General features: G+C 68.6%; 17 protein-coding genes and 1 pseudogene. 10 read left to right on the top strand and 8 right to left on the bottom strand.

The genetic code is table 11. From position 1 onward, the window contains the following. Positions 1-161: 161 nt before the first annotated feature. The 6 genes from ACGF5U_RS05885 to eccCa all read right to left on the bottom strand — a co-directional run bounded on the left by ACGF5U_RS05885 (position 162) and on the right by eccCa (position 10,703). Positions 162-1,076, bottom strand: coding sequence for a hypothetical protein (locus ACGF5U_RS05885; RefSeq protein WP_392710709.1), 915 nt, complete (start codon positions 1,074-1,076; stop codon positions 162-164). Positions 1,077-1,563: 487 nt separating this feature from the next. After that, the gene (locus tag ACGF5U_RS05880; protein WP_392710707.1) at positions 1,564-2,253 is read right to left on the bottom strand and encodes a hypothetical protein; all 690 of its coding nucleotides are present in this window, start codon (positions 2,251-2,253) and stop codon (positions 1,564-1,566) included. A 441-nt stretch (positions 2,254-2,694) separates the two neighbouring features. Beyond that, complete coding sequence (locus ACGF5U_RS05875) at positions 2,695-3,756, bottom strand: hypothetical protein (protein WP_392710706.1); 1,062 nt, start codon at positions 3,754-3,756, stop codon at positions 2,695-2,697. A gap of 9 nt (positions 3,757-3,765) precedes the next feature. Continuing rightward, complete coding sequence (locus ACGF5U_RS05870) at positions 3,766-6,045, bottom strand: hypothetical protein (RefSeq protein WP_392710704.1); 2,280 nt, start codon at positions 6,043-6,045, stop codon at positions 3,766-3,768. A gap of 85 nt (positions 6,046-6,130) precedes the next feature. Continuing rightward, positions 6,131-6,634, bottom strand: coding sequence for a hypothetical protein (locus ACGF5U_RS05865; protein ID WP_392710703.1), 504 nt, complete (start codon positions 6,632-6,634; stop codon positions 6,131-6,133). A gap of 109 nt (positions 6,635-6,743) precedes the next feature. Beyond that, on the bottom strand, positions 6,744-10,703 hold the full coding sequence (eccCa, locus tag ACGF5U_RS05860; RefSeq protein WP_392710701.1) for a type VII secretion protein EccCa: 3,960 nt from the start codon (positions 10,701-10,703) through the stop codon (positions 6,744-6,746). Between the two features lie 573 nt (positions 10,704-11,276). Here eccCa and eccD point away from each other — a divergent pair. The 6 genes from eccD (at position 11,277) to ACGF5U_RS05830 (ending at position 18,675) form a co-directional block, all read left to right on the top strand. After that, complete coding sequence (gene eccD / locus ACGF5U_RS05855) at positions 11,277-12,746, top strand: type VII secretion integral membrane protein EccD (protein ID WP_392710700.1); 1,470 nt, start codon at positions 11,277-11,279, stop codon at positions 12,744-12,746. Between the two features lie 344 nt (positions 12,747-13,090). Further along, positions 13,091-13,381, top strand: a complete 291-nt coding sequence (gene rpsO / locus ACGF5U_RS05850) for a 30S ribosomal protein S15 (RefSeq protein ID WP_006346214.1) — start codon at positions 13,091-13,093, stop codon at positions 13,379-13,381. Positions 13,382-13,792: 411 nt separating this feature from the next. After that, complete coding sequence (locus ACGF5U_RS05845) at positions 13,793-16,012, top strand: polyribonucleotide nucleotidyltransferase (protein WP_392710699.1); 2,220 nt, start codon at positions 13,793-13,795, stop codon at positions 16,010-16,012. Further along, positions 16,009-17,388: a M16 family metallopeptidase gene (locus ACGF5U_RS05840; RefSeq protein WP_392710697.1), complete on the top strand. Its 1,380-nt coding sequence runs from the start codon at positions 16,009-16,011 to the stop codon at positions 17,386-17,388. The genes ACGF5U_RS05845 and ACGF5U_RS05840 overlap by 4 nt, the downstream gene beginning before the upstream one ends. 70 nt (positions 17,389-17,458) lie before the next feature. Beyond that, positions 17,459-18,214: a 4-hydroxy-tetrahydrodipicolinate reductase gene (dapB, locus tag ACGF5U_RS05835; protein ID WP_392710696.1), complete on the top strand. Its 756-nt coding sequence runs from the start codon at positions 17,459-17,461 to the stop codon at positions 18,212-18,214. 8 nt (positions 18,215-18,222) lie between these two features. Next, positions 18,223-18,675, top strand: coding sequence for a hypothetical protein (locus tag ACGF5U_RS05830; RefSeq protein ID WP_392710695.1), 453 nt, complete (start codon positions 18,223-18,225; stop codon positions 18,673-18,675). 48 nt (positions 18,676-18,723) lie between these two features. Here the strand turns inward: ACGF5U_RS05830 and ACGF5U_RS05825 are convergent, their stop codons facing one another. Together ACGF5U_RS05825 and ACGF5U_RS05820 are read right to left on the bottom strand one after the other, a co-directional pair. Next, positions 18,724-19,275 carry a hypothetical protein gene (locus ACGF5U_RS05825; RefSeq protein WP_392710694.1) on the bottom strand — a complete coding sequence of 184 codons (552 nt, stop codon included), beginning with the start codon at positions 19,273-19,275 and terminating at the stop codon, positions 18,724-18,726. Between the two features lie 127 nt (positions 19,276-19,402). Further along, the gene (locus tag ACGF5U_RS05820) at positions 19,403-19,642 is read right to left on the bottom strand and encodes a hypothetical protein (protein WP_392710693.1); all 240 of its coding nucleotides are present in this window, start codon (positions 19,640-19,642) and stop codon (positions 19,403-19,405) included. Positions 19,643-19,834: 192 nt separating this feature from the next. Here ACGF5U_RS05820 and thyX point away from each other — a divergent pair, with 192 nt between their 5' ends. The 4 genes and pseudogenes from thyX to ACGF5U_RS05800 form a co-directional block, all read left to right on the top strand. Beyond that, a complete protein-coding gene (thyX, locus tag ACGF5U_RS05815) occupies positions 19,835-20,575 on the top strand; it encodes an FAD-dependent thymidylate synthase (protein ID WP_392710691.1) in 741 nt (246 codons plus the stop codon). Between the two features lie 188 nt (positions 20,576-20,763). After that, on the top strand, positions 20,764-21,663 hold the full coding sequence (gene dapA / locus ACGF5U_RS05810; RefSeq protein ID WP_392710690.1) for a 4-hydroxy-tetrahydrodipicolinate synthase: 900 nt from the start codon (positions 20,764-20,766) through the stop codon (positions 21,661-21,663). A 126-nt stretch (positions 21,664-21,789) separates the two neighbouring features. After that, positions 21,790-23,475 carry a ribonuclease J gene (locus ACGF5U_RS05805; RefSeq protein ID WP_392710688.1) on the top strand — a complete coding sequence of 562 codons (1,686 nt, stop codon included), beginning with the start codon at positions 21,790-21,792 and terminating at the stop codon, positions 23,473-23,475. 106 nt (positions 23,476-23,581) lie between these two features. After that, positions 23,582-23,801: pseudogene (locus ACGF5U_RS05800) on the top strand (hypothetical protein); the annotation flags it as partial.

The following is a 23,801-nucleotide window of genomic DNA, read 5'->3' as shown; positions in this document are numbered from 1 at the left end:
CCGGGCCACGCGATTCGGGTGTTCTCAGCCCCAGGGCTGTCACGGGGCGAGCCAAGGCAGCGGCGATCTGAGCCCGGTCAGCTTCATAGAGCTCATCCGACACCCCTGGTTGCTGTCACGGAGCGTCCGGTTGAGTCCGGTGATGTCCGCCGCCGAGGTGTTCAGTGTGAATCTTGTGCACCCGCGCGCCTCAGATACACGTCCCGCGCCTCGGAGAGGATGTCTTCCAGCCGCGCTGTGCGCTCGGGCGTGCTGTGGCCCGAAAATTCTCCAGCGCGGCTTCTGAACAGTCGCTCCAGGTGCGGGAAGCCATAGAGTCGGTAGTCTCTGGCAGCTTCCGCTACTTTTTCGCCGCTGTGTGCGGTAATCGCCTGAAGCCGCGCCTTGCGGAGTGTGCCGGTTACCTTGCCTGTAACGCGGGCGAGACCAATCGCAGTATCGCCCTTTTGGGGTTGCCCAGGCTCCCCTCTCGACTTACCGGCGAAGTCGCCATCGGTCAAAGTGCCGATTTCCTTGGCCATGTGTTCGAACATGCCCGAGCGGACGAGTCGGAATGAAGCCTCATCTTCTGCGAGTCCTCGCAGAAAGTCAGTCATCTCGGGACTGTCGACGTCAATTGCGTTTGGTTTAGTTGCATGGTCCGGTGATGAATAGTCGACCTGTCCACCAATGATCTGGTATACATCCGGAAGGTAATATGTGACAGCATTGGCCAGATTGGGGATGATCTCTCTTGGGATGGGTGCTGCTGTTCCATCCAGCCCGGTGGCCCCGTATTTTCTAGCCACGGCTTCGAAGGCCGCGCTCTGCTTTGCGGGGAGTTGGATTGCCGCGCCCTTCGTGGGCTGGCCGGCAGGCCTACCGGTCATTGCGGTCTCCAGTGCGTCTCCGCACTCGCTGATGGAACTGGGTGCGCCGACTCCCACTCCCAGTTGTTCAAGTACTTGGACGCATCCTTGCAGGTTCTTGTCTTCGCTGTCCTCTCTGGGCCAGACAAAGTATGCGGCGCCAATGGCCACCGCCACGGCTGCACTCAAGAACACGAGAAAGAGGTGGGCTTTTCTGGTTCTGGTCATCGTTCTTCCTTAGCACCCTTCGCGCGCTTGATGCAGTCACCGGATGATCGTTCCGCCCCACCGAACACATCACCCATGCGGCCGTCGGACTTCTGTCGGTCCTCGGGAGAGATCCCGACCAGATCGGCACGCTCGTAGAACATGTCTCGCGGCCGAGCGGCCCGAAGCCGTCGTACATCCCGATGTCGTTGCGCATGAACAGGCTCCGCGCGCCGAGCAGCGCGTTCTGCTCCCTGTTCAGCCGGCCGCTTCATAGATGGCGGCCGCCGCTTGGCGGTTGCTGTGCCCTTGTTGTGCGGGGCCTTCCGCGGCGCTGCGTCAGTCGGTTGTGTGGCGTCGAGACCTGTGACCCGGGACGGAGTCCCCTCGGAACGGGTCGGCCCCTGGGTTCAGCGGCCGAAGCGATCGCGGGGGAAGGCTTCGGCCCCTGGCGGTGATGGCCGGACGCGCCGCCAGCGTTCGATACAGCGATCGCTGCCACTCCCGTTCATCGAGAGAAGCTCTCCCTCGCTGTCGCAATAATTTCCTCAAGGCGCCCCTTACCTTCGGAGGTGCTGGTTACGCCAAGTCCCTGCGCGCGAGTCTGGAAAATTTGCGCAAGCCGGGAGAACTGATACCTCTTGTAGTCGCCGACAAGGGCTTCTTCGAGCTTGCTTTCGTCGCCCTGATGCTGACGCTTGAGGGCCTGGAAACGGATTTTGCGCAGGCTTCCGGTTGCGGCCCCTGCTTGACGTGCTGCCCCCAATGCCTGGTCTACGTAGGGCTTGCCTGTATTATTCCTCGGCTCGTCCGTGAAGTCGCTTCTTCCCAAGGAGTTGATCTGATTCTCCGCAGATTCGAAGACCGACTCGCGGACGAGCCGGAATGCGCCCTCATCGTCGGCCACGACCCCGAGGAATTCGGTCATGGTGAAGGCGTCGACCTTGATGCTGTTCGGCGCGGTGGAGTAGTCCGGGTCCGAGAAGTCGACGCTGATTCCGAGGATGTCGTACACGTCATTTCGGTAATAAGTCAGGGCGTTGGCGAGGTTGTATCGCGTTTTACTCGACATGCTCGCACTGCTGGAGTTCGCCTGGGCCGCATATGTACTGACCGCCTGCTCGAAGGCGTGGATTTGTTGCTGAGACATCTCGGTGGCGGCGTCGGGGGCTGGTCGCCCCGCTGGATTGCCAGTCATCTTGGACTCCAGGGCGTCCCCGCAATCTCCTGTAGATCGGGATGGTGAAGCGGCGTCGAGTTCAGTGAGAATATTCCAGCAAGTTCGGTCCTGTGATGCGATGTCCTCGCTGCGAGGCCAGAGCCAAACTGCCGAACCGATGGCCAAAGTGAGTGCTGCTGTCGCGGCCAGAGCAGTTGCTGACCGACGAGACGTGGCGGGGTTAGTCATATGGTTGATCAGCGGTCTTTCCGGTAGCATCCTTGGCGCTGTCGACGGCTTCCGATTAGTCGGCGCCAGCAGCTGCACGAATGAGACGCCGATGCTGATCGGCTTTCTCGGTCGGGCGTGATCAGAGGACGGGGCCAGCTCAGGGAGAGCTTCACCGCAGGACGTCCGTCCATGCTTCCCGCCGTTGCCACCAGAACCTCTGGTGGCAACGGCGGGCGCCTACCTTGCGTATCACTGCCCGGTGATACCCGTGCATCCGAGTTCGGTGCCGACCTTGTCGGTGAATGTTTTGAAGAGCGCTCGTGACTTCGGGGCCTCAGGTCGTTCCACGGATCGGAAGTACTGCTCGCCCAAGCGCATGGCGAAGTATGTGTCCGTGCCCGAACAGTCTGCGACCACGTGCATGTCGTCGACTCCCGAAACCTGCCACCCCGGGACGGGCGATGCTTCGGAATAGTCGGGAGACTTCTTCAGACCTGCCAGGATGACGGGATCCTGTACCACCGAGTACGTGAGATAACCCGACGTACGCAGAGCGGGCTCGGAGTTGTCATCCAGCATCACAGAGCATGACCAGATCGGACTCGGAGCCTCGGGCACAGTCTCCCCGATCTTCGCGTTCGAGTCTGCTGCCGTGGCGGGGAGCGCAAGCCCCTTGACGCCGCAGAGCTTCTGCGGGTCGGCGGTGCGTGCCTTGGGCGCGGGCTGCAGCGTGGTCGGCGCCTGCAAGGTCGTATCGCTGCAGCCGGTGCGTTCGGCGAGCCTGTTCGCCGTGTCCACCAGCAGTCGAGTGAGCGCCATTCGGCTTTCCGCGGTGGCCTCACCGCGCCGGATGTCACCTCTCACCACGGCCGCCTCGTCCGTCGCGCAGGAGACCGGCAGCCAGACCCACGCCCTGTCGTCGTCCACTACCGCACCCGTGGCTTCACCCGAGAAGAACGCGAGGGTGGCTGGATTGGGCCCGCCGTTGTCGGTGAAGGGAAAGTCCGCTCGTTCTCTGGTCACCGAGATGAAGAGTTCTTGATCGTCACTGCCGGGAATGGCGGACTTGCTCACGATGGTGCAGTCGAACACCAGGCGGTCATCGCTTGAGCCGGTAGGGCCGTCCTGATCGGAAAGCCTTCCCGTCTGTGAGAAGGCCGCCTCAGCCGACTTCGAGGGCACACGTCCACCGCAGAGCTGATCTGCGCCCAGGATGTTGGTGTTCATGCCGAGGTGCAGGCCGGCCAGGCTTACAGCGACCACGGACAGCAGTCCGGTGATCTTCCAACCACGGGTGATGTTCTTCGGCATGGCTCTTTCTCAGCTCCTGGTTCGCAGAGCCGTGTACGCATCCTCACGGCCGCTCTTGTAGCTCTGGTCTGCTTCCCCCCTGGCGTTCTTGAACGCTTCGGAATTCTCCACACCTCGCTGCTCCGCCCACCCTTGGAGCAGCATGTTCGTTCCCGTAAGGCCGCTGGCTGCGTCCTTGCTGTCCTTGGCCCTGGCGACATCGTTCTTTTCGGCTATGACGTCCTTGGACCATTCGTAGGTCACGGCGTCCACCATCCGCTGTGCCGCATCGCCGACCACGGGAATGGTGTTGAAGATGCCGCCCACCCCGTGATAGGCGTAACGGGCGTCGTCGTTGATCTTCCCGACGGCGGCATCGCGGACGTCGAGCGTCATGTCGGACCCGATTCCCGTCATCGTGCCCATCACCGCCGAGACTTCCCGGGACTTGGTGTTCCAGTCGCCGACGACGTTGTCCACCTGGTGCTGCGGTGCGTCCCGGGCGGATACGAGGTGCTCGGCTGCCATCTGCTTCTGAGCCTCGTAGAGCGCATCGAACACGCGTATGGGCTCGCCTTCTGGAGTCTGTCCGAGGACGCCGTCCGAAACGCCGCGCATCACCCTGATCAGGCTGTGTTCACCATTGGCGATCCGGGATTGGTCTCCATTCGGCTCGATAGCGGGGAGTCCGCCCGGGCTGTAGGAGGGCTGTCCGCTCAACATGGAGAAGACGTCCTGGGAATAGTCGTTGAGGGCGCGTCCGAACGGAACCTTGAGGTTCTCCGGAATGGAGTCGCCCTTGCTGTCCCGATCCAGAATCTCGATGGTCTCGTGCATGATGCGGGCCTGGACCTCGCTGTGCGGGCCGGGGGCACCCACGGGGGTGCCCGGCTTGTCCCCGGTGGTGGCCGCTTCCAAGGCTGCGGCGAACCCGACACGAGCGTCGCCGTCCTCCACTGCGGGTCCCTCGGCGACACGTGACGTTTCCACGTTAGCGCCCCACTCCGAGAATTCGGGAACGATGCCCTTCCAGTCACGCTCGCGAAGCAGGTAGTTGAGAGCCGAGCCTTCGGGCTTGGAACCGGGGTCAAGGAACTGGGATGCGGCATCGGGATGCTTGCTGAGGATGCCCAACGCGCTGTCCAGCGGGTCATTGACGAACCAGGAGGCGTTCTTCTCGTTGTACGCCTGGTTGATGTCCCAGATGTTGCCCTTGCTGTCCTTCTCGGCTGCGTAGATGTCCTGGGTCAGGCCCTTGACGAAGTCGGGGTCGTACTTTCCCGTGTCGCCGTGTTCCATGATGCCCATGAGGACCTGGTAGCCCAGGACCTTCCCGTCCGACCCCTTGGCCGGGGTGCCGGGGCCGATCGGTCCGTCGAACTCCTTGACACCGACGTTTCTCATGTCATCGCGCCACTGCTTCTGGAACTTGGCGTCGGTGTTCGCCGTGGCGATGGTGTTGGCGAGGCCGCCCTTGATGGACTCGTACGTCCCCTTGTTGTCCTTGTCCTTGATGTAGGCCAGGGAGTCGACCTTGTTCGCGAGCTTGAGTGTCCCTTCCGCCCCCATGCTGTTGAGGAAGGTGTGGCTGAAGGTCTTGTCCTTGCTGTTGTCGCGCAGGGATCGGTTCAGTTCCGCGTAGTCCGCGGCCGAGACGTTCTCGCCCTTGTTGATCCGGGTCGCGATGTCCGTCGCGTTGCGGGCCTCGTACTCCTCGATGTCGCCCTGCGCCTTGGCGTTGAAGCCGACGCCGGCCGTCTCGTCGTTGCCGCCGATGCCCTCGTCCTTGACGACCGCCTCCAGGGCGATCTTGACGCCGGCGTCGGCGTCGTCGAACGCCTTCACGATGTCCTGGATGCGCTTGGTCCAGTACTCCTCGCGCTGCCGCTTGGCCGCCTGGGCCTCGGGGACGTGGGAGAGCTCGTTCTGTTCCGCGCGGCTGATGGACTTGGGGTCGCGGGTGGCCCTGCCATTCTCGTCGATCAGCATGTGTTCGGCGCGGGCGCCCGACAGGACGCCGTCCAGCCGGCCCTTCAGCTCCGTGAACTGTTCGTGGGCGTCCCGCAGCAGTTTGGCTATCGCCTTGGCCTGGGTCTGGGCGGCCGCGTACTCGTAGCGGGTCGCGGCGAAGTTGGTGTAGGCGGTGCCCACGGCCATGCCGCTCCAGTCGGGGCCCATCGTGATCTTCTGGACGCTGTCGCCGTAGCTCGTCTCGATCTTCTTGAACTCGCGGGCCACCTCGTCCCACTTGTCGGCGGCCGTCGTCAGGTGGCCGAACTTGGTGGTGGTGACTTCCTGGTACGTGAGCACTGCTTCTGTTCCCCGTTCCCGTTCCCGTTCCCGTTCTCAGATCCCGGCCGGCGTGGCGCTGTGTCGTGGCGTCGTCGTCATCGCCTCACACGCCGTCCAGGCCCGACTTGCGGTTCAGCGGCCCGAAGCCGTCGTACGTACCGATGTCGTTGCGCATGAACAGGCTCCGCGCGCCGAGCAGCGCGTTCTGCTCCCTGTTCAGCCGGCCGATGAGCATCTTGACCTGGTCCTCCCAGGTCTTCTGGACCTTCTTCAGGCCCGCGCAGGTGTCCCAGCCGCCGAAGCCGCTGATGGCGGTCTTCATCGACTCGTCGGCCAGGTCGGACGCCCACTGGGTGCTCGGCTTCAGATCGTTCTCGATCTTGCCCGCTGCGGACCTCTTCTGCGCCGGCGTCGAACCGAACGTGCCCGAGCCGCCGCCCGGACCGGCACCCGGGCCCATTCCCGGGGCCCAGGGGCCGTAGACCGGGGGAGGGGTCGAACCACCGCCGCCTTCCGGGGCCAGCTGGTTCAGTTGCATGCCGGCGTCGCCGTCCACCGCCTGCGTCGCCTCCGTGCGCAGATCGGCCCACTCCTGCTCGAATCCCATGTCCTTCTCCCCGTTCGTGCCGCCCCGGCCAGGACCTGGGGCGGACGTCTGTCGTCAATTGAAGGTGCGTCGGGCGGGGCGGGCCCAGCCACCCCGCCCGTGGCTTCCGTCACATCTCCGGCGTGCGTCCCAGCTGCACCAGCGACACCCCGCCCTTGCGGGACGCGAAGTAGCCGCGGCCCGCCGGCATCGGGCGGGGGCGGACGTTGCCGATGAGGTCGCCCTCCTGCGGGTCGCCGGACAGGACCACGCCCTGGGCGCCCAGTTCCTTGATGCGCTGCATGAACGCCTCGTACATCGACCGGGACGCGCCCGCCGTGTTACGGGCGATGATGAAGCGCACGCCCGTGTCACGGGCGAACGGCAGGTACTCGGCGAGCGGCGCCAGTGGGTTGCCCGAGCTCGTGGCGACCAGGTCGTAGTCGTCCACGATGATGAACACCTGCGGGCCCGACCACCAGCTGCGGTCCCGCAGCTGCTGCGGGGTGACGTCGGTCGGCGGCTGGCGCCGCGCGAACACGCCGGACAGCGCCTCCATGTGCATCTGCATGGCGCTCGCCATCGGCGCGTACTCCAGCAGATGGCTTTCGGGCAGCGCGCCCAGCAGCGCACGCCGGTAGTCGCCGACGACGAGCTTCGCCTCGTCGGGGCTGTACCGCTCGGCGATCCGCTGCGCGATGAGCCGCAGCAGGTTCGTCTTGCCGGACTCGCTCTCACCGAACACCAGGAAGAACGGATCGGTCTCGAAGTCGACGAACACCGGCTCCAGGTTCGTCTCGTCGATGCCGATCGCGATGCCGTGCTGCGGGAACTCGAACCCCTTCGGCAGCCGGTCCGCCGACAGGTCGCGCGGCAGCAGCCGCACCCCGGGCGCGGCGGGCCCGGACCAGCTGCCGCGTACGGCCTGCACGAAGGCGGCCGTGCCGTCGGACAGGTCCGACGCCTCGCTGGAGCCGTCGATCCTCGGCAGCGCGCCCATGAAGTGCAGCTTCTCCGGGACCTGGCCGCGCCCGGGTACGCCCGTCGGGACGTTCGCGGCGACCTTCCGGTCGAACTCGGAGTCCATGACGTCTCCGAGCCGCAGTTCCAGCCGGTTCAGCATCAGGTCCTTGATGGCGGCGCGGATCTCCATGTACCGGGCCGCGGTGATCACCACGTGGACGCCGTAGCCGAGACCGCGCGCGGCGATGTCGGTGACCATCGACTCCAGGCCCTCGTAGTCGTTGCGGAACGTGCCCCAGCCGTCGACCACCAGGAACACATCGCCCCACGCCTCGCCGGGCAGGTCGCCGGCCGCGCGCTTGCGCCGGTACGTGGCGATCGAGTCGACGCCGTGGGAGCGGAAGAACTCCTCACGCCGGTTCAGTACGCCCATGACCTCGGCGACCGTCCGGCGTACCCGCTCCGGGTCCAGCCGGGACGCGACCCCGCCCACGTGCGGCAGGTCGGCGAGCGCCGACAGACCGCCACCGCCGAAGTCCAGTGCGTAGAACTGCACCTCGTGCGGGGTGTGCGTGAGCGCGAACGACGAGATCAGCGTCCGCATCAGCGTCGACTTGCCGGACTGCGGACCGCCCACCACCATCATGTGGCCCGCCGCGCCCGAGAAGTCCCGGTACAGCACCTCACGCCGCTGCTCGAACGGCTTGTCGATGAGACCGAGCGGCACGGTCAGACCGCCGGGACGCGTGTACTCGGTCGCCGTCAGCCCCCGCTCCGCCGTCGGCGCGAGCCCCGGCAGCAGCTGGTCCAGCGAAGGCGCCCGGTCCAGCGGCGGCAGCCACACCTGGTGCGCGGGCACGCCCTGCCCCTCCAGCCGGCGCACGATCACATCGAGCACCGTGTCCGCGAGGGCCTCGTCCTCCTCCTCGGCGGCGCGTGAGGCGGCGAGCTGCGCCGGATCGGGTGCCGCGTACACGACCGGCACCGGCGTCGCCGTGAACACGGCGGGGCGCCGCTCGACCGGGAGCTGCCCGGCCGACAGCTGCGGACCGCCCGTGCGGTACGTACCGGAGACGTACGCCGCCTTGAACCGGACCATCTCGTCCGTACCGAACTTGAGGTAGCCGGAGCCGGGCACGGACGGCAGGTGGTACGCGTCGGGCACGCCGAGCGCCGTACGGGACTCGGCGGCCGAGAACGTCCGCAGACCGATCCGGTAGGACAGGTACGTGTCAAGGCCGCGCAGCTTGCCCTCTTCCAGGCGCTGCGACGCGAGCAGCAGATGCACACCCAGCGACCGGCCGATGCGGCCGATCTGGATGAACATGTCGATGAAGTCCGGCTTCGCGGTGAGGAGTTCGGAGAACTCGTCGATGACGAGGACGAGCGAGGCCAGCGGTTCGAGGGGCGCGCCCGCCGCCCGCGCCTTCTCGTAGTCGTGGATGTTGGCGTAGTTGCCGGCCGAGCGCAGCAGCTCCTGGCGCCGCTGGAGTTCGCCGCGGATCGCGTCGCCCATCCGGTCCACCAGCGTCAGGTCGTCGGCGAGGTTCGTGATCACGGCCGCGACGTGCGGCATCTGCGACATGCCCGCGAACGTGGCGCCGCCCTTGAAGTCCGCGAGGACGAAGTTCAGCGTCTCGGACGAGTGGGTGACCGCGAGGCCGAGCACCAGCGTCCGCAGCAGCTCCGACTTGCCGGAACCGGTCGCGCCCACGCACAGCCCGTGCGGGCCCATGCCCTCCTGCGCGGCCTCCTTCAGGTCCAGCATCACGGGCGAGCCGTCCTCGCCGACACCGATCGGCACGCGCAGCCGCTCCGCGACCGACCGGGGCCGCCACGTCCGGGCCACGTCCACCCCGGCCGCGTCGCCCAGGTTCAGCAGGTCGGTGAAGTCCAGGTTCGCCAGCAGCGGCTCGTCGTCGTCGCCCCCGCCCATGCGCAGCGGGGCCAGCTGCCGGGCCAGCGCCTCGGCGGCCTCCATCGACATGGTGTCCGGCGCGCCCTCGTACGCGTAGCCCGTGCCCGACTCCAGTCGCAGCCGGCCCGGCCGTACGACCACCGAAAGGCCACCGCGCGGCTCGTCCAGCTCGCCGGGCACCACCTCGATGATGGTGACGCCCTGGATGCCCTCGGGCGCCGCGAACAGCGAGTCCGGCGGCACCATCCCGCCGTCCAGGACGACCACGACGTGCGGCTGGTCCAGCACCGGCTGGCTGTCCCGGCCGAACCGGGGACGCCCCTCCAGGCGGGGCCGCAGCAACTGCTCCAGCTCGCCGAGGTCGTCGCCGAACAGCCGTTTCGTGCCGGCGCCGTCGATCTGCCCGGCCACCTGGGTGTGCGGCAGCCACTTCGTCCAGTCCCAGCGCGGTACGGCGCCGGGCGCGGCGACCACCGCGACCATCAGGTCCTCGGGGGAGTGCAGGGTGCTCAGCTGGGCGACGAGCGCCCGCGCGGTGCCACGCGCCGACTCCGGGTCGCCGGACACGGTCACGTGGTAGAACGCCCGCATCGACACGGCCATCGGCAGCCCGTCAAGCGAGCCGTGCACGGCCAGGAACTGCTGCATCGCACCGGCGCAGAGCGGCTCCAGCTCGTCGACCGGTGCCGTGTCGGGCGCGACGAGGGGCGTCGACAGCTGCTGGGCGCCGAGCCCGACCCGTATCTGCCCGAAGTCCTTGTCGCCGACGCGGCGTTCCCAGACCCGCGAGCCCTCGGCCACCACCGACCACAGCTGTTCGGGGGATGGGTGCAGATAGAGCTGGGCGTCGCGCTGGGCGCGGGCCGTGCGGCGGACCGTACGACGCGTCTGGGCGAGGTATTTGAGGTAGTCGCGCCGAACGTCGGCTATTTGCCCCTGCGTACCCTTCCGGTACCGGACGACCTGTGCGATGACCATCGCGAGGGTCGACACCAGCATCAGGATGCCCATGATCCGCATGAACGGATGGGCGCCCGGCATGAAGAAGAAGACGACGGACGACCCCATGCCGAGCATCGGGAGGACCTGCATCAGCATGCCCTCCTGCTGCCCGCGCGGCAGTTCGGGAGGGGACTCCAGCTTCAGCTCCTCCGTGGGGACTTCCGGCGGAAGAGACCTCGGCGGTCGCTTGACGACGATCTGGCTCACCGGAGCATCATTCCCTCGATACGGACGGAAGACGGTCGGCAGATTCCGTACCGGCGCCCCCGCGACAGGTTCGGCTGGCGGACGTCCACGGGCGGACGACCCGGACGTCCCACGGGCGGACGGCCGTTGCGTGTGCGGGCGGACGACCGCTCGGTACGCGGGCGTCGGCCGCCCGGCGGACACCGGCGCGCCCTCACGTCGGAGCCCGCGCCCGCGCAAGTCCCCCGCGTCCACGGAACGTTCACCGCATCCGCCGGAGGCCGCCGCGAACGGCCGCCGGGAAGCCCCGCGCAGCACCTCATGAGGCCCCCCGCGACACCTCCGCGCGGCCCGCGGCCGTGCGAGCCCGCCGCGTCCGCGACGGTCCGCCGCGTCCGCGTGACGTCCACGCGGGCGCCGAGGTCCGGTGCGGCACCGAGGCCGACAGCCCGGCCGCGGCGTCGCCAACGGACCTCCGCGCGACGGTGATCCTACTTGCAGGCCGTCCCGCCACGTCCCGGTAGGGTGGCGCGCGCGGCGTGCGCAACCGCGAATCAGGGAAAACCAGTCAGGGAATCCAGGGGGTCCAGACACGTGAGTACGACCGCAGCGACCGGCTTCTGCCGCGTCACCGTCGTGGCGCCGGACAGCCGTATCGATGTCGCACTCCCCGAGGACATCGCCGTCGCCGACGTCTACCCGGAGATCCTGCGGCTCACCGGCCAGACCCAGGCGGCCGGCGCCCCCACCGGCTACCACCTCGTCCGCCGTGACGGCACCGTCCTCGACGGTGCCCGCAGCCTCGCCGCGCAGCAGGTACTCGACGGCGAACTGCTCTCCCTGCGCCCCTTCGCCGAGTCCCTGCCGCCCGCCGTCTTCGACGACGTCTCCGACGCCGTCGCCTCCGCCGTCACCCGCGACCGCCACCTGTGGAGCGACGACCTGCTGCGCGGCGCCGGCCTCGTCGGCGGTGTCCTGCTGCTCGTCCTGATGGGCTTCGTCCTCTGGTACGCCGACCCCGTCCGCCACGACATGCACGGACTGCCCGGCATCATCGCGGGCGCCGTCGGCGTCCTGCTCACCGCGTTCGCGGGCGTACGGGCCCGGGTATACGGCGACCGGGCCAGTGCCGTCGCGCTCGGCCTGGGCGCGCTGCCGCTGCTCCTCATCGCGGGCTCCGGCATCATCGGCCCGGACGCCGGCCAGGGGCCCGGCCGGCTGCAGTTCCTGCTCGGCTGCGTGACCGTGCTGGTCGCGTCCGTCGCCCTCGTCGCGCTCACCCCCAGCGGCGACGCCCCCTTCGTCGCCGCCACGTTCCTCGCGGTGACCGGCACCCTGGCCACGTTCGCGGCGATACTCACCGAGGCGTCCGCCACCGGCACCGCGGCCGTCTGCGCCCCGGTCGCCATCGGCCTGGTCGCCTTCCTCCCGGGGCTCTCCGCCCGCTTCGCCCGGCTCCCCATCGGATACGCCGCGCCCCGCAGCGCCACCGGCGACTTCGACACCGACCCGGACGGGACGGCACCTGAGGCCCAGCCCGTCGACGCGGAGCGCATCGCCCTCCAGGCGCGGCGCGGCCACGAGATGCTGCTCGGTCTCGTCGGCGGATGCGCGGCCGTCGTCGTCGGCTCGGCGGCCGTGCTCGGGTTCGCGGGCAACATGTGGGGCCAGCTCCTCGCCCTCGCGGCGGGGCTCGCGATGCTGCTGCGCGCCCGGCTGTTCCGTTACACCTCGCAGGTGGCCTGCGCCCTGGTGGCGGGCATCGGCGCGATCGCGCTGCTGATCCTCGGCCTGTCCCTGAACCCGCCCGCCGACCTGGTCCGCGAACTGCTGCTGTACGGCGACCACGGCGGTCTCGACATCCGTACGATCTGGCTCACCGCGAGCGTCGCGGCGGGCGCGGCACTGATCACCGCGATCGGGCTGATCATCCCGAAGAAGGGGCTCTCGCCCTTCTGGGGCCGTCTCCTGGACATCACCGAGGGGGCCGTCCTGCTCTCCCTGGTGCCGCTCTGCCTCGCCGTACTGGACGTCTTCGACGCCGCCCGGTCCCTCACCAGCTGACCAGGGGCGCGAGCGGGTGCCGCCGGGGCCGGCCGACCGGGGGCGCCGCGACGCCCAGGGTCCGGACCGACCGCGACGCCCAGGGTCCGGACCGACCGCGACGCCCAGGGCCGGACCGACCGCGACCGCCCCGGGCCCCGCAGGCGGGGGCGTTCCGGGCCCGGCCCGCAGCGCCTGCCCCGGCTGGTACGCTGTGTGACGGCCGTTTGTGTACGCGATCACCGGAGTCTCCACGACTCTGGAGTCCAGCGCTCATCGTGCCTTCGCCTCCGAGTCACGGAAGCTCCCCTGAGACACAGACCAGGGGCACTCGCGGGCGCATCGAACACCAAGAGGAGTACCGAGTGTCTCTCGACGCCGCTACGAAGAAGCAGATCATGGCCGAGTTCGGCACCAAGGAGGGCGACACCGGCTCCCCCGAGGTCCAGGTCGCGATGCTCTCCCGTCGCATCTCGGACCTGACCGAGCACCTCAAGACCCACAAGCACGACCACCACTCCCGTCGTGGTCTGCTGATCCTGGTCGGCCAGCGTCGCCGCCTCCTGCAGTACCTGGCCAAGAAGGACATCCAGCGCTTCCGTACGCTGGTCGACCGCCTCGGCATCCGCCGCGGTGCGGCCGGCGGCGCGAAGTAAGACGCTGTGAAGGGAGCGGTTCCCAGGATCCGGGAACCGCTCCCTTCGCCGTATACGCGGACGGGCCGGCCCCCGGCCACCCCCTCCGCACGATGATCGGAATGCGATCCCGGGCCCGGGCTCAGTAATCTGGTCGCACAACGCCATAACGAAACACCACGACCACGACGCCATGACGCGGACCTCACGCGAAGATGGCGCACAGGAGAGAGACCGCCCTCGCCGTCGCCGGTCCTCGGTAGTGGCCCCCGGGCCCCAGGGAACGCCGCCCACCGGGCGGACACCCAGGGCGCACCCGGGTGCTTCGATCGAAGACCGGCCCGCAGACAAGGCGTGTCTCTCCACCCCACGTCCCCCGCCACACGGGCGCACGGGGACGAAAAGACGACAAAGTAAACGGAGAAGACACTGGTGGAGAACGAGACCCACTACGCCGAGGCCGTCATCGACAACGGCTCCTTCGGCACCCGCACCATCCGCTTCGAGACGGGCCGCCTGGCCAAGCAGGCCGCCGGTTCCGCCGTGGCGTACCTGGACGACGACACCATGGTGCTGTCGGCCACCACCGCTTCCAAGAAGCCCAAGGACCAGCTCGACTTCTTCCCCCTCACGGTGGACGTCGAGGAGCGGATGTACGCGGCCGGCAAGATCCCCGGCTCCTTCTTCCGCCGCGAGGGCCGGCCCTCCGAGGACGCGATCCTCACCTGCCGCCTGATCGACAGGCCGCTGCGCCCCTCCTTCAAGAAGGGCCTGCGCAACGAGATCCAGATCGTCGAGACGATCATGGCGCTCAACCCCGACCACCTGTACGACGTGGTCGCGATCAACGCCGCCTCCTGCTCCACGCAGCTGGCCGGCCTGCCCTTCTCCGGCCCGATCGGCGGCACCCGTGTCGCGCTGATCAAGGGCCAGTGGGTCGCCTTCCCGACGCACACCGAGCTCGAGGACGCCGTCTTCGACATGGTCGTCGCGGGTCGCGTCCTGGAGGACGGCGACGTCGCGATCATGATGGTCGAGGCCGAGGCCACCGAGAAGACCATCGAGCTCGTCAAGGGCGGCGCCGAGGCGCCGACCGAGGAGATCGTGGCCGCCGGTCTCGAAGCCGCGAAGCCGTTCATCAAGGTCCTGTGCAAGGCGCAGTCGGACCTCGCAGCGAAGGCCGCCAAGCCGGTCGGCGAGTTCCCGGTCTTCCTCGACTACCAGGACGACGTCCTGGAGGCGCTCACCGCCGCCGTCAAGACGGAGCTCGCCCAGGCGCTCACCATCGCCGGCAAGCAGGAGCGCGAGACCGAGCTCGACCGCATCAAGGACCTCGCCGCCGAGAAGCTGCTCCCGGCCTTCGAGGGCCGCGAGAAGGAGATCGCGGGCGCGTACCGCGCGCTGACCAAGAAGCTGGTCCGCGAGCGCATCATCAAGGACAAGGTGCGCATCGACGGCCGTGGCATCACGGACATCCGTACGCTCGCCGCCGAGGTCGAGGCCATCCCGCGCGTGCACGGTTCCGCGCTGTTCGAGCGTGGCGAGACCCAGATCCTGGGCGTCACCACCCTCAACATGCTCCGTATGGAGCAGCAGCTGGACACCCTCTCGCCGGTGACCCGCAAGCGGTACATGCACAACTACAACTTCCCGCCGTACTCCGTCGGTGAGACCGGCCGCGTCGGTTCGCCGAAGCGCCGCGAGATCGGCCACGGCGCCCTCGCCGAGCGCGCGCTCGTGCCGGTGCTGCCGACGCGCGAGGAGTTCCCGTACGCGATCCGCCAGGTGTCCGAGGCCCTCGGCTCCAACGGCTCGACGTCCATGGGTTCGGTCTGCGCCTCCACCATGTCGCTGCTGAACGCCGGTGTGCCGCTGAAGGCCCCGGTCGCCGGTATCGCCATGGGCCTGATCTCGCAGGAGATCGACGGCGAGACGCACTACGTCGCCCTCACCGACATCCTCGGTGCGGAGGACGCGTTCGGCGACATGGACTTCAAGGTCGCCGGTACGAAGGAGTTCGTCACCGCCCTCCAGCTCGACACCAAGCTGGACGGCATCCCGGCCTCCGTCCTGGCGGCGGCCCTCAAGCAGGCCCGCGACGCCCGTCTGCACATCCTCGACGTGATGATGGAGGCGATCGACCGTCCGGACGAGATGTCCCCGAACGCCCCGCGGATCATCACCGTCAAGATCCCGGTGGACAAGATCGGTGAGGTCATCGGCCCCAAGGGCAAGATGATCAACCAGATCCAGGAGGACACCGGCGCCGAGATCACCATCGAGGACGACGGCACCATCTACATCGGTGCCGCCGACGGCCCGGCCGCCGAGGCCGCCCGTACGACGATCAACGGCATCGCCAACCCGACCATGCCGGAGGTCGGCGAGCGCTACCTGGGCACGGTCGTCAAGACCACCACCTTCGGTGCGTTCGTGTCCCTGCTCCCGGGCAAGGACGGCCTGCTGCACATCTCGCAGATCCGCAAGCTCGCCGGTGGCAAGCGCGTGGAGAACGTCGAGGACGTGCTCGCGGTCGGCTCCAAGGTCCAGGTCGAGATCGCCGAGATCGACCAGCGCGGCAAGCTCTCCCTGATCCCCGTGATCGCGGACGAGGACGCCTCCGAGGGCGACAAGGACGACACCGACCAGTGACGTCCCGTAGTTCCAGGACGACGGCCCGCACCTCTTCGGAGGCGCGGGCCGTCGCCCGTACCCAAACGCTTCTGAAGGGCAAGGACGGCATCGGCACCGTCCGCCGCACCACCCTGCCCGGTGGGCTGCGCATCGTCACCGAGACCCTGCCCTCCGTACGCTCCGCGACCTTCGGCATCTGGGCGCACGTCGGCTCGCGTGACGAGACGCCCGCCCTGAACGGCGCCACCCACTACCTGGAGCACCTCCTGTTCAAGGGCACGCGGCAGCGCAGCGCCCTCGACATCTCCTCCGCCATCGACGCGGTCGGCGGCGAGATGAACGCCTTCACGGCGAAGGAGTACACCTGCTACTACGCGCGGGTCCTCGACAACGACCTGCCGCTCGCCATCGACGTGGTCTGCGACATGCTCACCGGCTCGCTGATCCAGGAGGAGGACGTCGACGCCGAGCGCGGCGTGATCCTCGAGGAGATCGCGATGACCGAGGACGACCCGGGGGACGTCGTCCACGACCTGTTCGCCAAGACCATGTTCGGCGACAGCCCCCTCGGCCGTCCGGTCCTCGGTACCGTCGACACCGTCGAGGGCCTCTCCGCGGACCGCATCCGCCGCTTCTACAGGAAGCACTACGACCCGACGCACCTGGTCGTCGCCGCCGCCGGCAACATCGACCACGCCACCGTCGTACGCCTGGTCCGCCGCGCCTTCGAGAAGGCCGGCGCCCTCACGCGTACGGACGCCGTTCCCGTCGCGCCCCGCGACGGCAGCCGCGTCATCCGGACGGCGGGCCGGGTCGAGATGCTGGGCCGGAAGACCGAGCAGGCCCATGTCGTTCTCGGCATGCCCGGCCTCGCCCGCACCGACGACCGCCGCTGGGCGCTCGGCGTGCTGAACACGGCGCTCGGCGGCGGCATGTCCTCGCGGCTCTTCCAGGAGGTCAGGGAGAAGCGCGGCCTGGCCTACAGCGTCTACTCGTACACGTCCGGCTTCGCCGACTGCGGCCTGTTCGGCGTGTACGCGGGCTGCCGCCCCAGCCAGGTCCACGACGTCCTGCGGATCTGCCGCGACGAACTGGACCGGGTCGCCGCTGACGGCCTGGCCGACGACGAGATCAGCCGCGCGATCGGCCAGCTCGCCGGCTCCACCGTCCTCGGCCTGGAGGACACCGGCGCCCTGATGAACCGCATCGGCAAGAGCGAGCTGTGCTGGGGCGACCAGATGTCGGTCGACGACATGCTCGCCAGGATCGCGGCCGTCACCCCCGACGACGTACGGGAGGTGGCCGCCGAGCTCCTCGGACAGCGGCCCTCGCTGTCGGTGATCGGCCCGCTGAAGGACAGGCAGGCGGACCGGCTCCACGAAGCGGTGGCCTGAGACCCTTTCCCCGCGGCCCGCCGTCCCGGTGGGCCGCGGGGACGGATCCGTAATCGAAGGAAGTACGAGCATGAGCAGCAAGCTGCGGGTCGCGGTGATCGGCGCCAGGGGACGCATCGGCTCCGAAGCCGTCCGTGCCGTCGAGGCCGCCGACGACATGGAACTGGTCGCCGCGCTCGGCCGGGGCGACAAGCTGGAGACCCTCGCCGAGACCGGTGCGCAGGTCGCCGTCGAGCTGACCACTCCCGCCTCGGTGATGGGCAATCTCGACTTCTGCGTACGGCACGGCATCCACGCGGTCGTCGGCACGACGGGCTGGACGGAGGACCGGCTCACGCAGCTCACCACCTGGCTGGACGGCGCACCCGGGACCGGCGTCCTCATCGCCCCGAACTTCTCCATCGGCGCGGTCCTCACCATGAAGTTCGCGCAGATCGCCGCGCCGTACTTCGAGTCGGTCGAGGTCGTGGAGCTGCACCACCCCAACAAGGTCGACGCCCCCTCCGGCACCGCGACCCGCACCGCCCAGCTCATCGCCGCCGCCCGCGCGGAGGCCGGCTGCGCCCCGCAGCCCGACGCCACCGCCACCGCCCTGGACGGGGCGCGCGGCGCGGACGTCGACGGCGTCCCGGTGCACGCCGTACGCCTCCGGGGGCTCCTCGCCCATCAGGAGGTACTGCTCGGCGGGGAGGGCGAGACGCTCACGATCCGGCACGACTCGCTGCACCACAGCAGCTTCATGCCGGGCATCCTCCTCGGCGCCCGCCGTGTCATCACGACTCCCGGCCTCACGTTCGGCCTGGAACACTTCCTCGACCTGGGCTGACCGACATCATGCGCGCGAAGATCACCTATCTGCTGATGGCGGCGTTCCTCGTCGTCTGGCTCGTCCTGGTCGGCGGCCGCGGTGTGAAGCTCATCCAGCAGGGCACCGCCGTCACCGTCGTCCTCGGCGCGGCGGCGCTGGTCCTGCCCGCCATCGGCGTCTGGTTCCTGTGGATGAACACCCGGTTCGTCACCAGGGCCAACCGGCTGGCGGCCGAACTGGAGGCGGAGGGCGGCCTGCCCGTGGACGAGCTGCGGCGGACACCGGACGGCGGGATCGACCGCGACTCGGCCGACGAGGTCTTCAACCGGCGCCGCGAGGAGACCGAGGACGCACCGGACGACTGGCGCTGCTGGTTCCGGCTCGCGGTCGCCTACCGCGACGCGCGCGACACCCCGCGCGCCCGCAAGGCGATGCAACGCGCCATCGCCCTGCACGACAACCGCCCGGTCGCGTCCTAGCCCCCGGGCCCGGTCCGGGCCAGGACTGAGCCGGAGGCCAGGCGGTTGCTAGGCGGGCGCGTACTCGGCGCTCCACGCCTCGACGACGTCGGCGGCGCGGTCGAACGCCTCGACCCGGGACAGGAAGTCCGCGTTGTGGTCGGTGAGCAGCGTCAGCGGCTCACCGCCACCGCGGCGCTCCAGGACGAGCGCCTGCCCCTGCACGGTCCTCGGCAGCCCCAGCCAGCGCACGGGCTGCTGCACCGTGCGTACGGCGGCCGTCCGCTCCCAGGGGAGCGTCGTCGTCCGCAGGAACCCGACGCGGCGCACACCGCGCCGGCTGACCCAGGTGCCCACGCGCAGCAGCCGCAGCGCGATGACGATCACCAGCGTGGCCGCTCCCAGGCACACCCCGGCGCCGGGCATGGCCCCGGCCATCGCGATGATCAGCGTCGCCAGCAGCATGAACGAGGCGACCAGCAGAGCCGTCGCCGCCACGACGACGCGCCACGGCCCCGGGCGATAGGGACGGCGCCACTGGTCGTGGTCCTCGAACGGCAGGGCGACATCGTCACCCGCTGCCTCGAAAGCACGGTCGGCCGTCAGAAAGGGCAAGGGCACGACTGATCCTCACTCACACGCACGCTCGGTTGGGCTGTGCCGGGTGAGGCTACCCAGCGCCTCGGGAACCGGCCACTCCAGGGTGTCCGTACGGGGGTGTCCGTACGGGACGGGGTGTCCGTACGGGTCAGCGACCGTCGGCGGCCTCGGACTTCTGGGTCTGCCCGGCCGACGGCCCCGCCTCCAGGGCGGGCATTCCGAACAGCAGTGAGCCGACCAGGCCGGCCACCACCGTCAGTCCGATCAGCGTACGACCGGCGACCTGCGACAGGCTGGGACGCTGCCGTGCCGGAGGAGTGACGTTACTGCGGAAGCTGTCCGCCTCGGCGACGAACGCGAACGGGACAGCCTCTCGCCGGCCGGACATGACGCAACACTCCTCGGTGGGTGACGGGTGATCGGACGCTGCTACCCGTACAGACGCGGGTGACGGCGATTTGGTGCCCGAATTCCGCGCCTTGGTGAAAGAAGTCCGCACGCCCTCGCCGTGTCCTGCGGCGTCGGTGCCGGGCCGTAGAGTGGGCGCCGCCCCCGTGCGACGCAATTGGAAGGACCGCCGGTGACCGACACCCCCGCCGAAGATCTCAAGCCCAGCTTCCGCAGCGATGTGACCGTCGAGCTGGTCAAGCACAGCGCCGCGGACTCGGACGTGCTGTGGGCCGCGCGCGTCTCGACGGCCGGTGAGCAGTCGCTCGAAGAGCTGCAGAAGGACCCTGAGCGGTCCAAGGGGCTGATCAACTACCTGATGCGGGACCGCCACGGCAGCCCCTTCGAGCACAACTCGATGACCTTCTTCATCAGCGCCCCGATCTTCGTGTTCCGCGAGTTCATGCGGCACCGCGTGGGCTGGTCGTACAACGAGGAGTCCGGCCGCTACCGGGAGCTGCAGCCGGTCTTCTACGTCCCCGGCACCTCGCGCAAGCTGGTCCAGGAGGGGCGCCCCGGGAAGTACGTCTTCGTGGAGGGCAGCGCGGAGCAGCACGACCTCGTCACCCGCACGATGGAGTCGTCCTACGTCCAGGCGTACGAGGCGTACCAGGAGATGCTGGCGGCCGGAGTCGCCCGCGAGGTCGCCCGTGCGGTGCTCCCGGTTGGCCTGTTCTCGTCCATGTACGCGACGTGCAACGCGCGCTCGCTGATGCACTTCCTCGGCCTGCGCACCCAGCACGAGCTGGCGGCGGTGCCGTCGTTCCCGCAGCGGGAGATCGAGATGGTGGGCGAACTCATGGAGGCGGAGTGGGCGAAGCTCATGCCGCTGACGTACGCCGCGTTCAACAAGAACGGCCGTGTCGCCCCGTAGCCGACCCCGGTACAGATGTACGGATCAGCTGTCCGAAGTGTCCGTATTGCGGCGTTCCGAGAAGTTCATCTAGGCTGATCAAACGGACCCGGCACTGCTTGAACCCCCGAGCAGGCAGTGCCGGGCTCCACTTACATCACGTCCCCCGAGGGGACCCCACGCGCTGAGCAGCGAGTAGCGTGTTACCCATGGCTCCGATCTCCACTCCGCAGACCCCCTTCGGGCGGGTCCTCACCGCTATGGTCACGCCCTTCACGGCCGACGGCGCGCTCGACCTCGACGGCGCACAGCGGCTCGCTGCCCATCTGGTGGACGCAGGCAACGACGGCCTGGTCGTCAACGGCACCACCGGCGAGTCCCCGACCACCAGCGACGCGGAGAAAGACCAGCTCGTACGAGCCGTACTGGAAGCGGTCGGAGACCGCGCCCACGTGGTGGCCGGAATCGGTACCAACGACACCCGCCACACGCTGGAGCTCGCCCGCGCCGCCGAGCGCGCCGGCGCACACGGCCTGCTCGCCGTGACCCCGTACTACAACAAGCCCCCGCAGGAGGGCCTGTACCGCCACTTCACGGCCATCGCCGACGCCACGGAACTCCCCGTGATGCTGTACGACATCCCCGGCCGGAGCGGCGTCCCCATCGACACCGAGACCATCGTCCGCCTCGCCGAGCACCCGCGCATCGTCGCCAACAAGGACGCCAAGGGCGACCTCGGCCGCGCCAGCTGGGCCATCGCCCGCTCCGGCCTCGCCTGGTACTCCGGCGACGACATGCTCAACCTCCCACTGCTCTCCGTCGGCGCCATCGGCTTCGTCTCCGTCGTCGGCCACGTGGTCACCCCCGAGCTGCGCGCCCTCCTCGACGCCCACGTCAACGGTGACGTCCAGAAGGCCACGGAGATCCACCAGCGGCTCCTTCCCGTCTTCACCGGCATGTTCCGGACACAGGGCGTGATCACCACCAAGGCCGCCCTCGCCCTCCAGGGCCTGCCCGCTGGACCGCTGCGCCTGCCGCTCGTGGAGCTCTCTCCGGCGGAGACCGCTCAGCTCAGGAGCGACCTCGCCGCCGGCGGGGTACAGCTCTGACCAAAGACTTCATAACTGAATAGACGAACAACTGAACAAGAGATCAACAACAGCCACAGCAAGTGCACGAATGTCATGCGCGCCACGTGCCCCACGGCACGTGGCGCGTGTGGTGAGGAGAGTCTTTTGAGTCATCCGCATCCTGAACTCGGATCGCCCCCGAAGCTGCCCCAGGGCGGACTGCGCGTCACCCCGCTCGGCGGCCTCGGTGAGATCGGCCGCAACATGACCGTCTTCGAGTACGGCGGCCGACTGCTGATCGTCGACTGCGGCGTCCTCTTCCCCGAGGAGGAGCAGCCCGGAATCGACCTCATCCTGCCGGACTTCACCACCCTCCGGGACCGCCTCGACGACATCGAGGGCATCGTCCTCACGCATGGGCACGAGGACCACATCGGTGGCGTCCCCTACCTCCTGCGTCTGAAGCCGGACATCCCGCTGATCGGCTCCAAGCTGACCCTCGCCCTGATCGAGGCGAAGCTCCAGGAGCACCGCATCCGCCCGTACACCCTCGAAGTCGCCGAGGGGCAGCGGGAGCAGCTCGGCGCCTTCGACTGCGAGTTCATCGCGGTCAACCACTCCATCCCGGACGCCCTGGCCGTCGCCATCCGCACCCCCGCGGGCATGGTCGTGCACACGGGCGACTTCAAGATGGACCAGCTGCCGCTGGACAACCGCCTCACCGACCTGCACGCCTTCGCGCGGCTGAGCGAGGAGGGCATCGACCTCCTGCTCAGCGACTCCACGAACGCCGAGGTGCCGGGTTTCGTCCCGCCCGAGCGCGACATCTCGAACGTGATGCGGTCGGTCTTCGCCAACGCCCAGCGCCGCATCATCGTGGCCAGCTTCGCGAGCCACGTCCACCGCATCCAGCAGATCCTCGACGCCGCCCACGAGTACGGCCGCAGGGTCGCCTTCGTCGGCCGCTCGATGGTCCGCAACATGGGCATCGCCCGCGACCTCGGCTACCTCCGGGTTCCGGCCGGCCTCGTGGTCGACGTCAAGACCCTCGACGACCTCCCGGACCACGAGGTCGTCCTCGTGTGTACGGGTTCCCAGGGCGAGCCCATGGCGGCGCTGTCCCGCATGGCCAACCGGGACCACCAGATCCGCATCGTCCAGGGCGACACGGTGATCCTGGCGTCCTCGCTGATCCCGGGCAACGAGAACGCGGTCTACCGCGTGATCAACGGCCTGACCCGCTGGGGCGCCAACGTCATCCACAAGGGCAACGCCAAGGTGCACGTCTCCGGCCACGCCTCGGCCGGCGAGCTGCTGTACTTCTACAACATCTGCAGGCCGAAGAACCTGATGCCGGTGCACGGCGAATGGCGCCACCTGCGCGCCAACGCGGAGCTCGGCGCGCTGACGGGTGTCCCGAAGGACCGCATCGTCATCGCCGAGGACGGCGTGGTCGTGGACCTGGTCGACGGCAAGGCCAAGATCGTCGGCAAGGTGCAGGCCGGCTACGTCTACGTCGACGGTCTCTCCGTCGGCGACGTCACGGAGATGTCCCTCAAGGACCGGCGCATCCTCGGCGACGAGGGCATCATCTCGGTGTTCGTCGTGGTCGACGCCTCGACCGGCAAGATCGTCGGCGGCCCGCACGTCCAGGCACGCGGCTCCGGAATCGAGGACAACGCGTTCGACGCGGTCATCCCGAAGATCGAGGAAGCCCTGAACAAGTCCGCCCAGGACGGAGTCGTCGAGCCGCACCAGCTCCAGCAGCTGATCCGGCGCACGGTCGGCAAGTGGGTCTCCGACACCTACCGCCGCCGCCCGATGATCCTGCCGGTGGTCGTGGAGGTCTGACGCCCCACCAGCTCGCGTCCGGAGCGGGGCTCCTCGATTTGCATCGGGGCGCCCCGCTCCAGTACGTTTACGGCTCCGCCAGACGGGAACCCGATGCACTCAGGCAGTGAACAGGGACACCGGAAGGGGCGGGAAATCCGGCTCAGAACCTCTGATAAAGTCGGATCAGCCGAAAGGCAAAAGGCCCTCCAACGGCCACCGGAAACAGAATCCGACCGGAAACGGAACGGAAAAAGGATCTGGTAAGGTTGGAAACACCGAAGGGAAGCGCCCGGAGGAAAGCCCCAGAGAGTCTCTGCGGGTGAGTACAAAGGAAGCGTCCGTTC

Source organism: Streptomyces sp. NPDC047886, from assembly GCF_043204435.1.
GTDB lineage: Bacteria > Actinomycetota > Actinomycetes > Streptomycetales > Streptomycetaceae > Streptomyces.
Note: the sequence above shows the minus strand (reverse complement) of the source record. Positions and strands in the feature narration are given on the sequence as shown.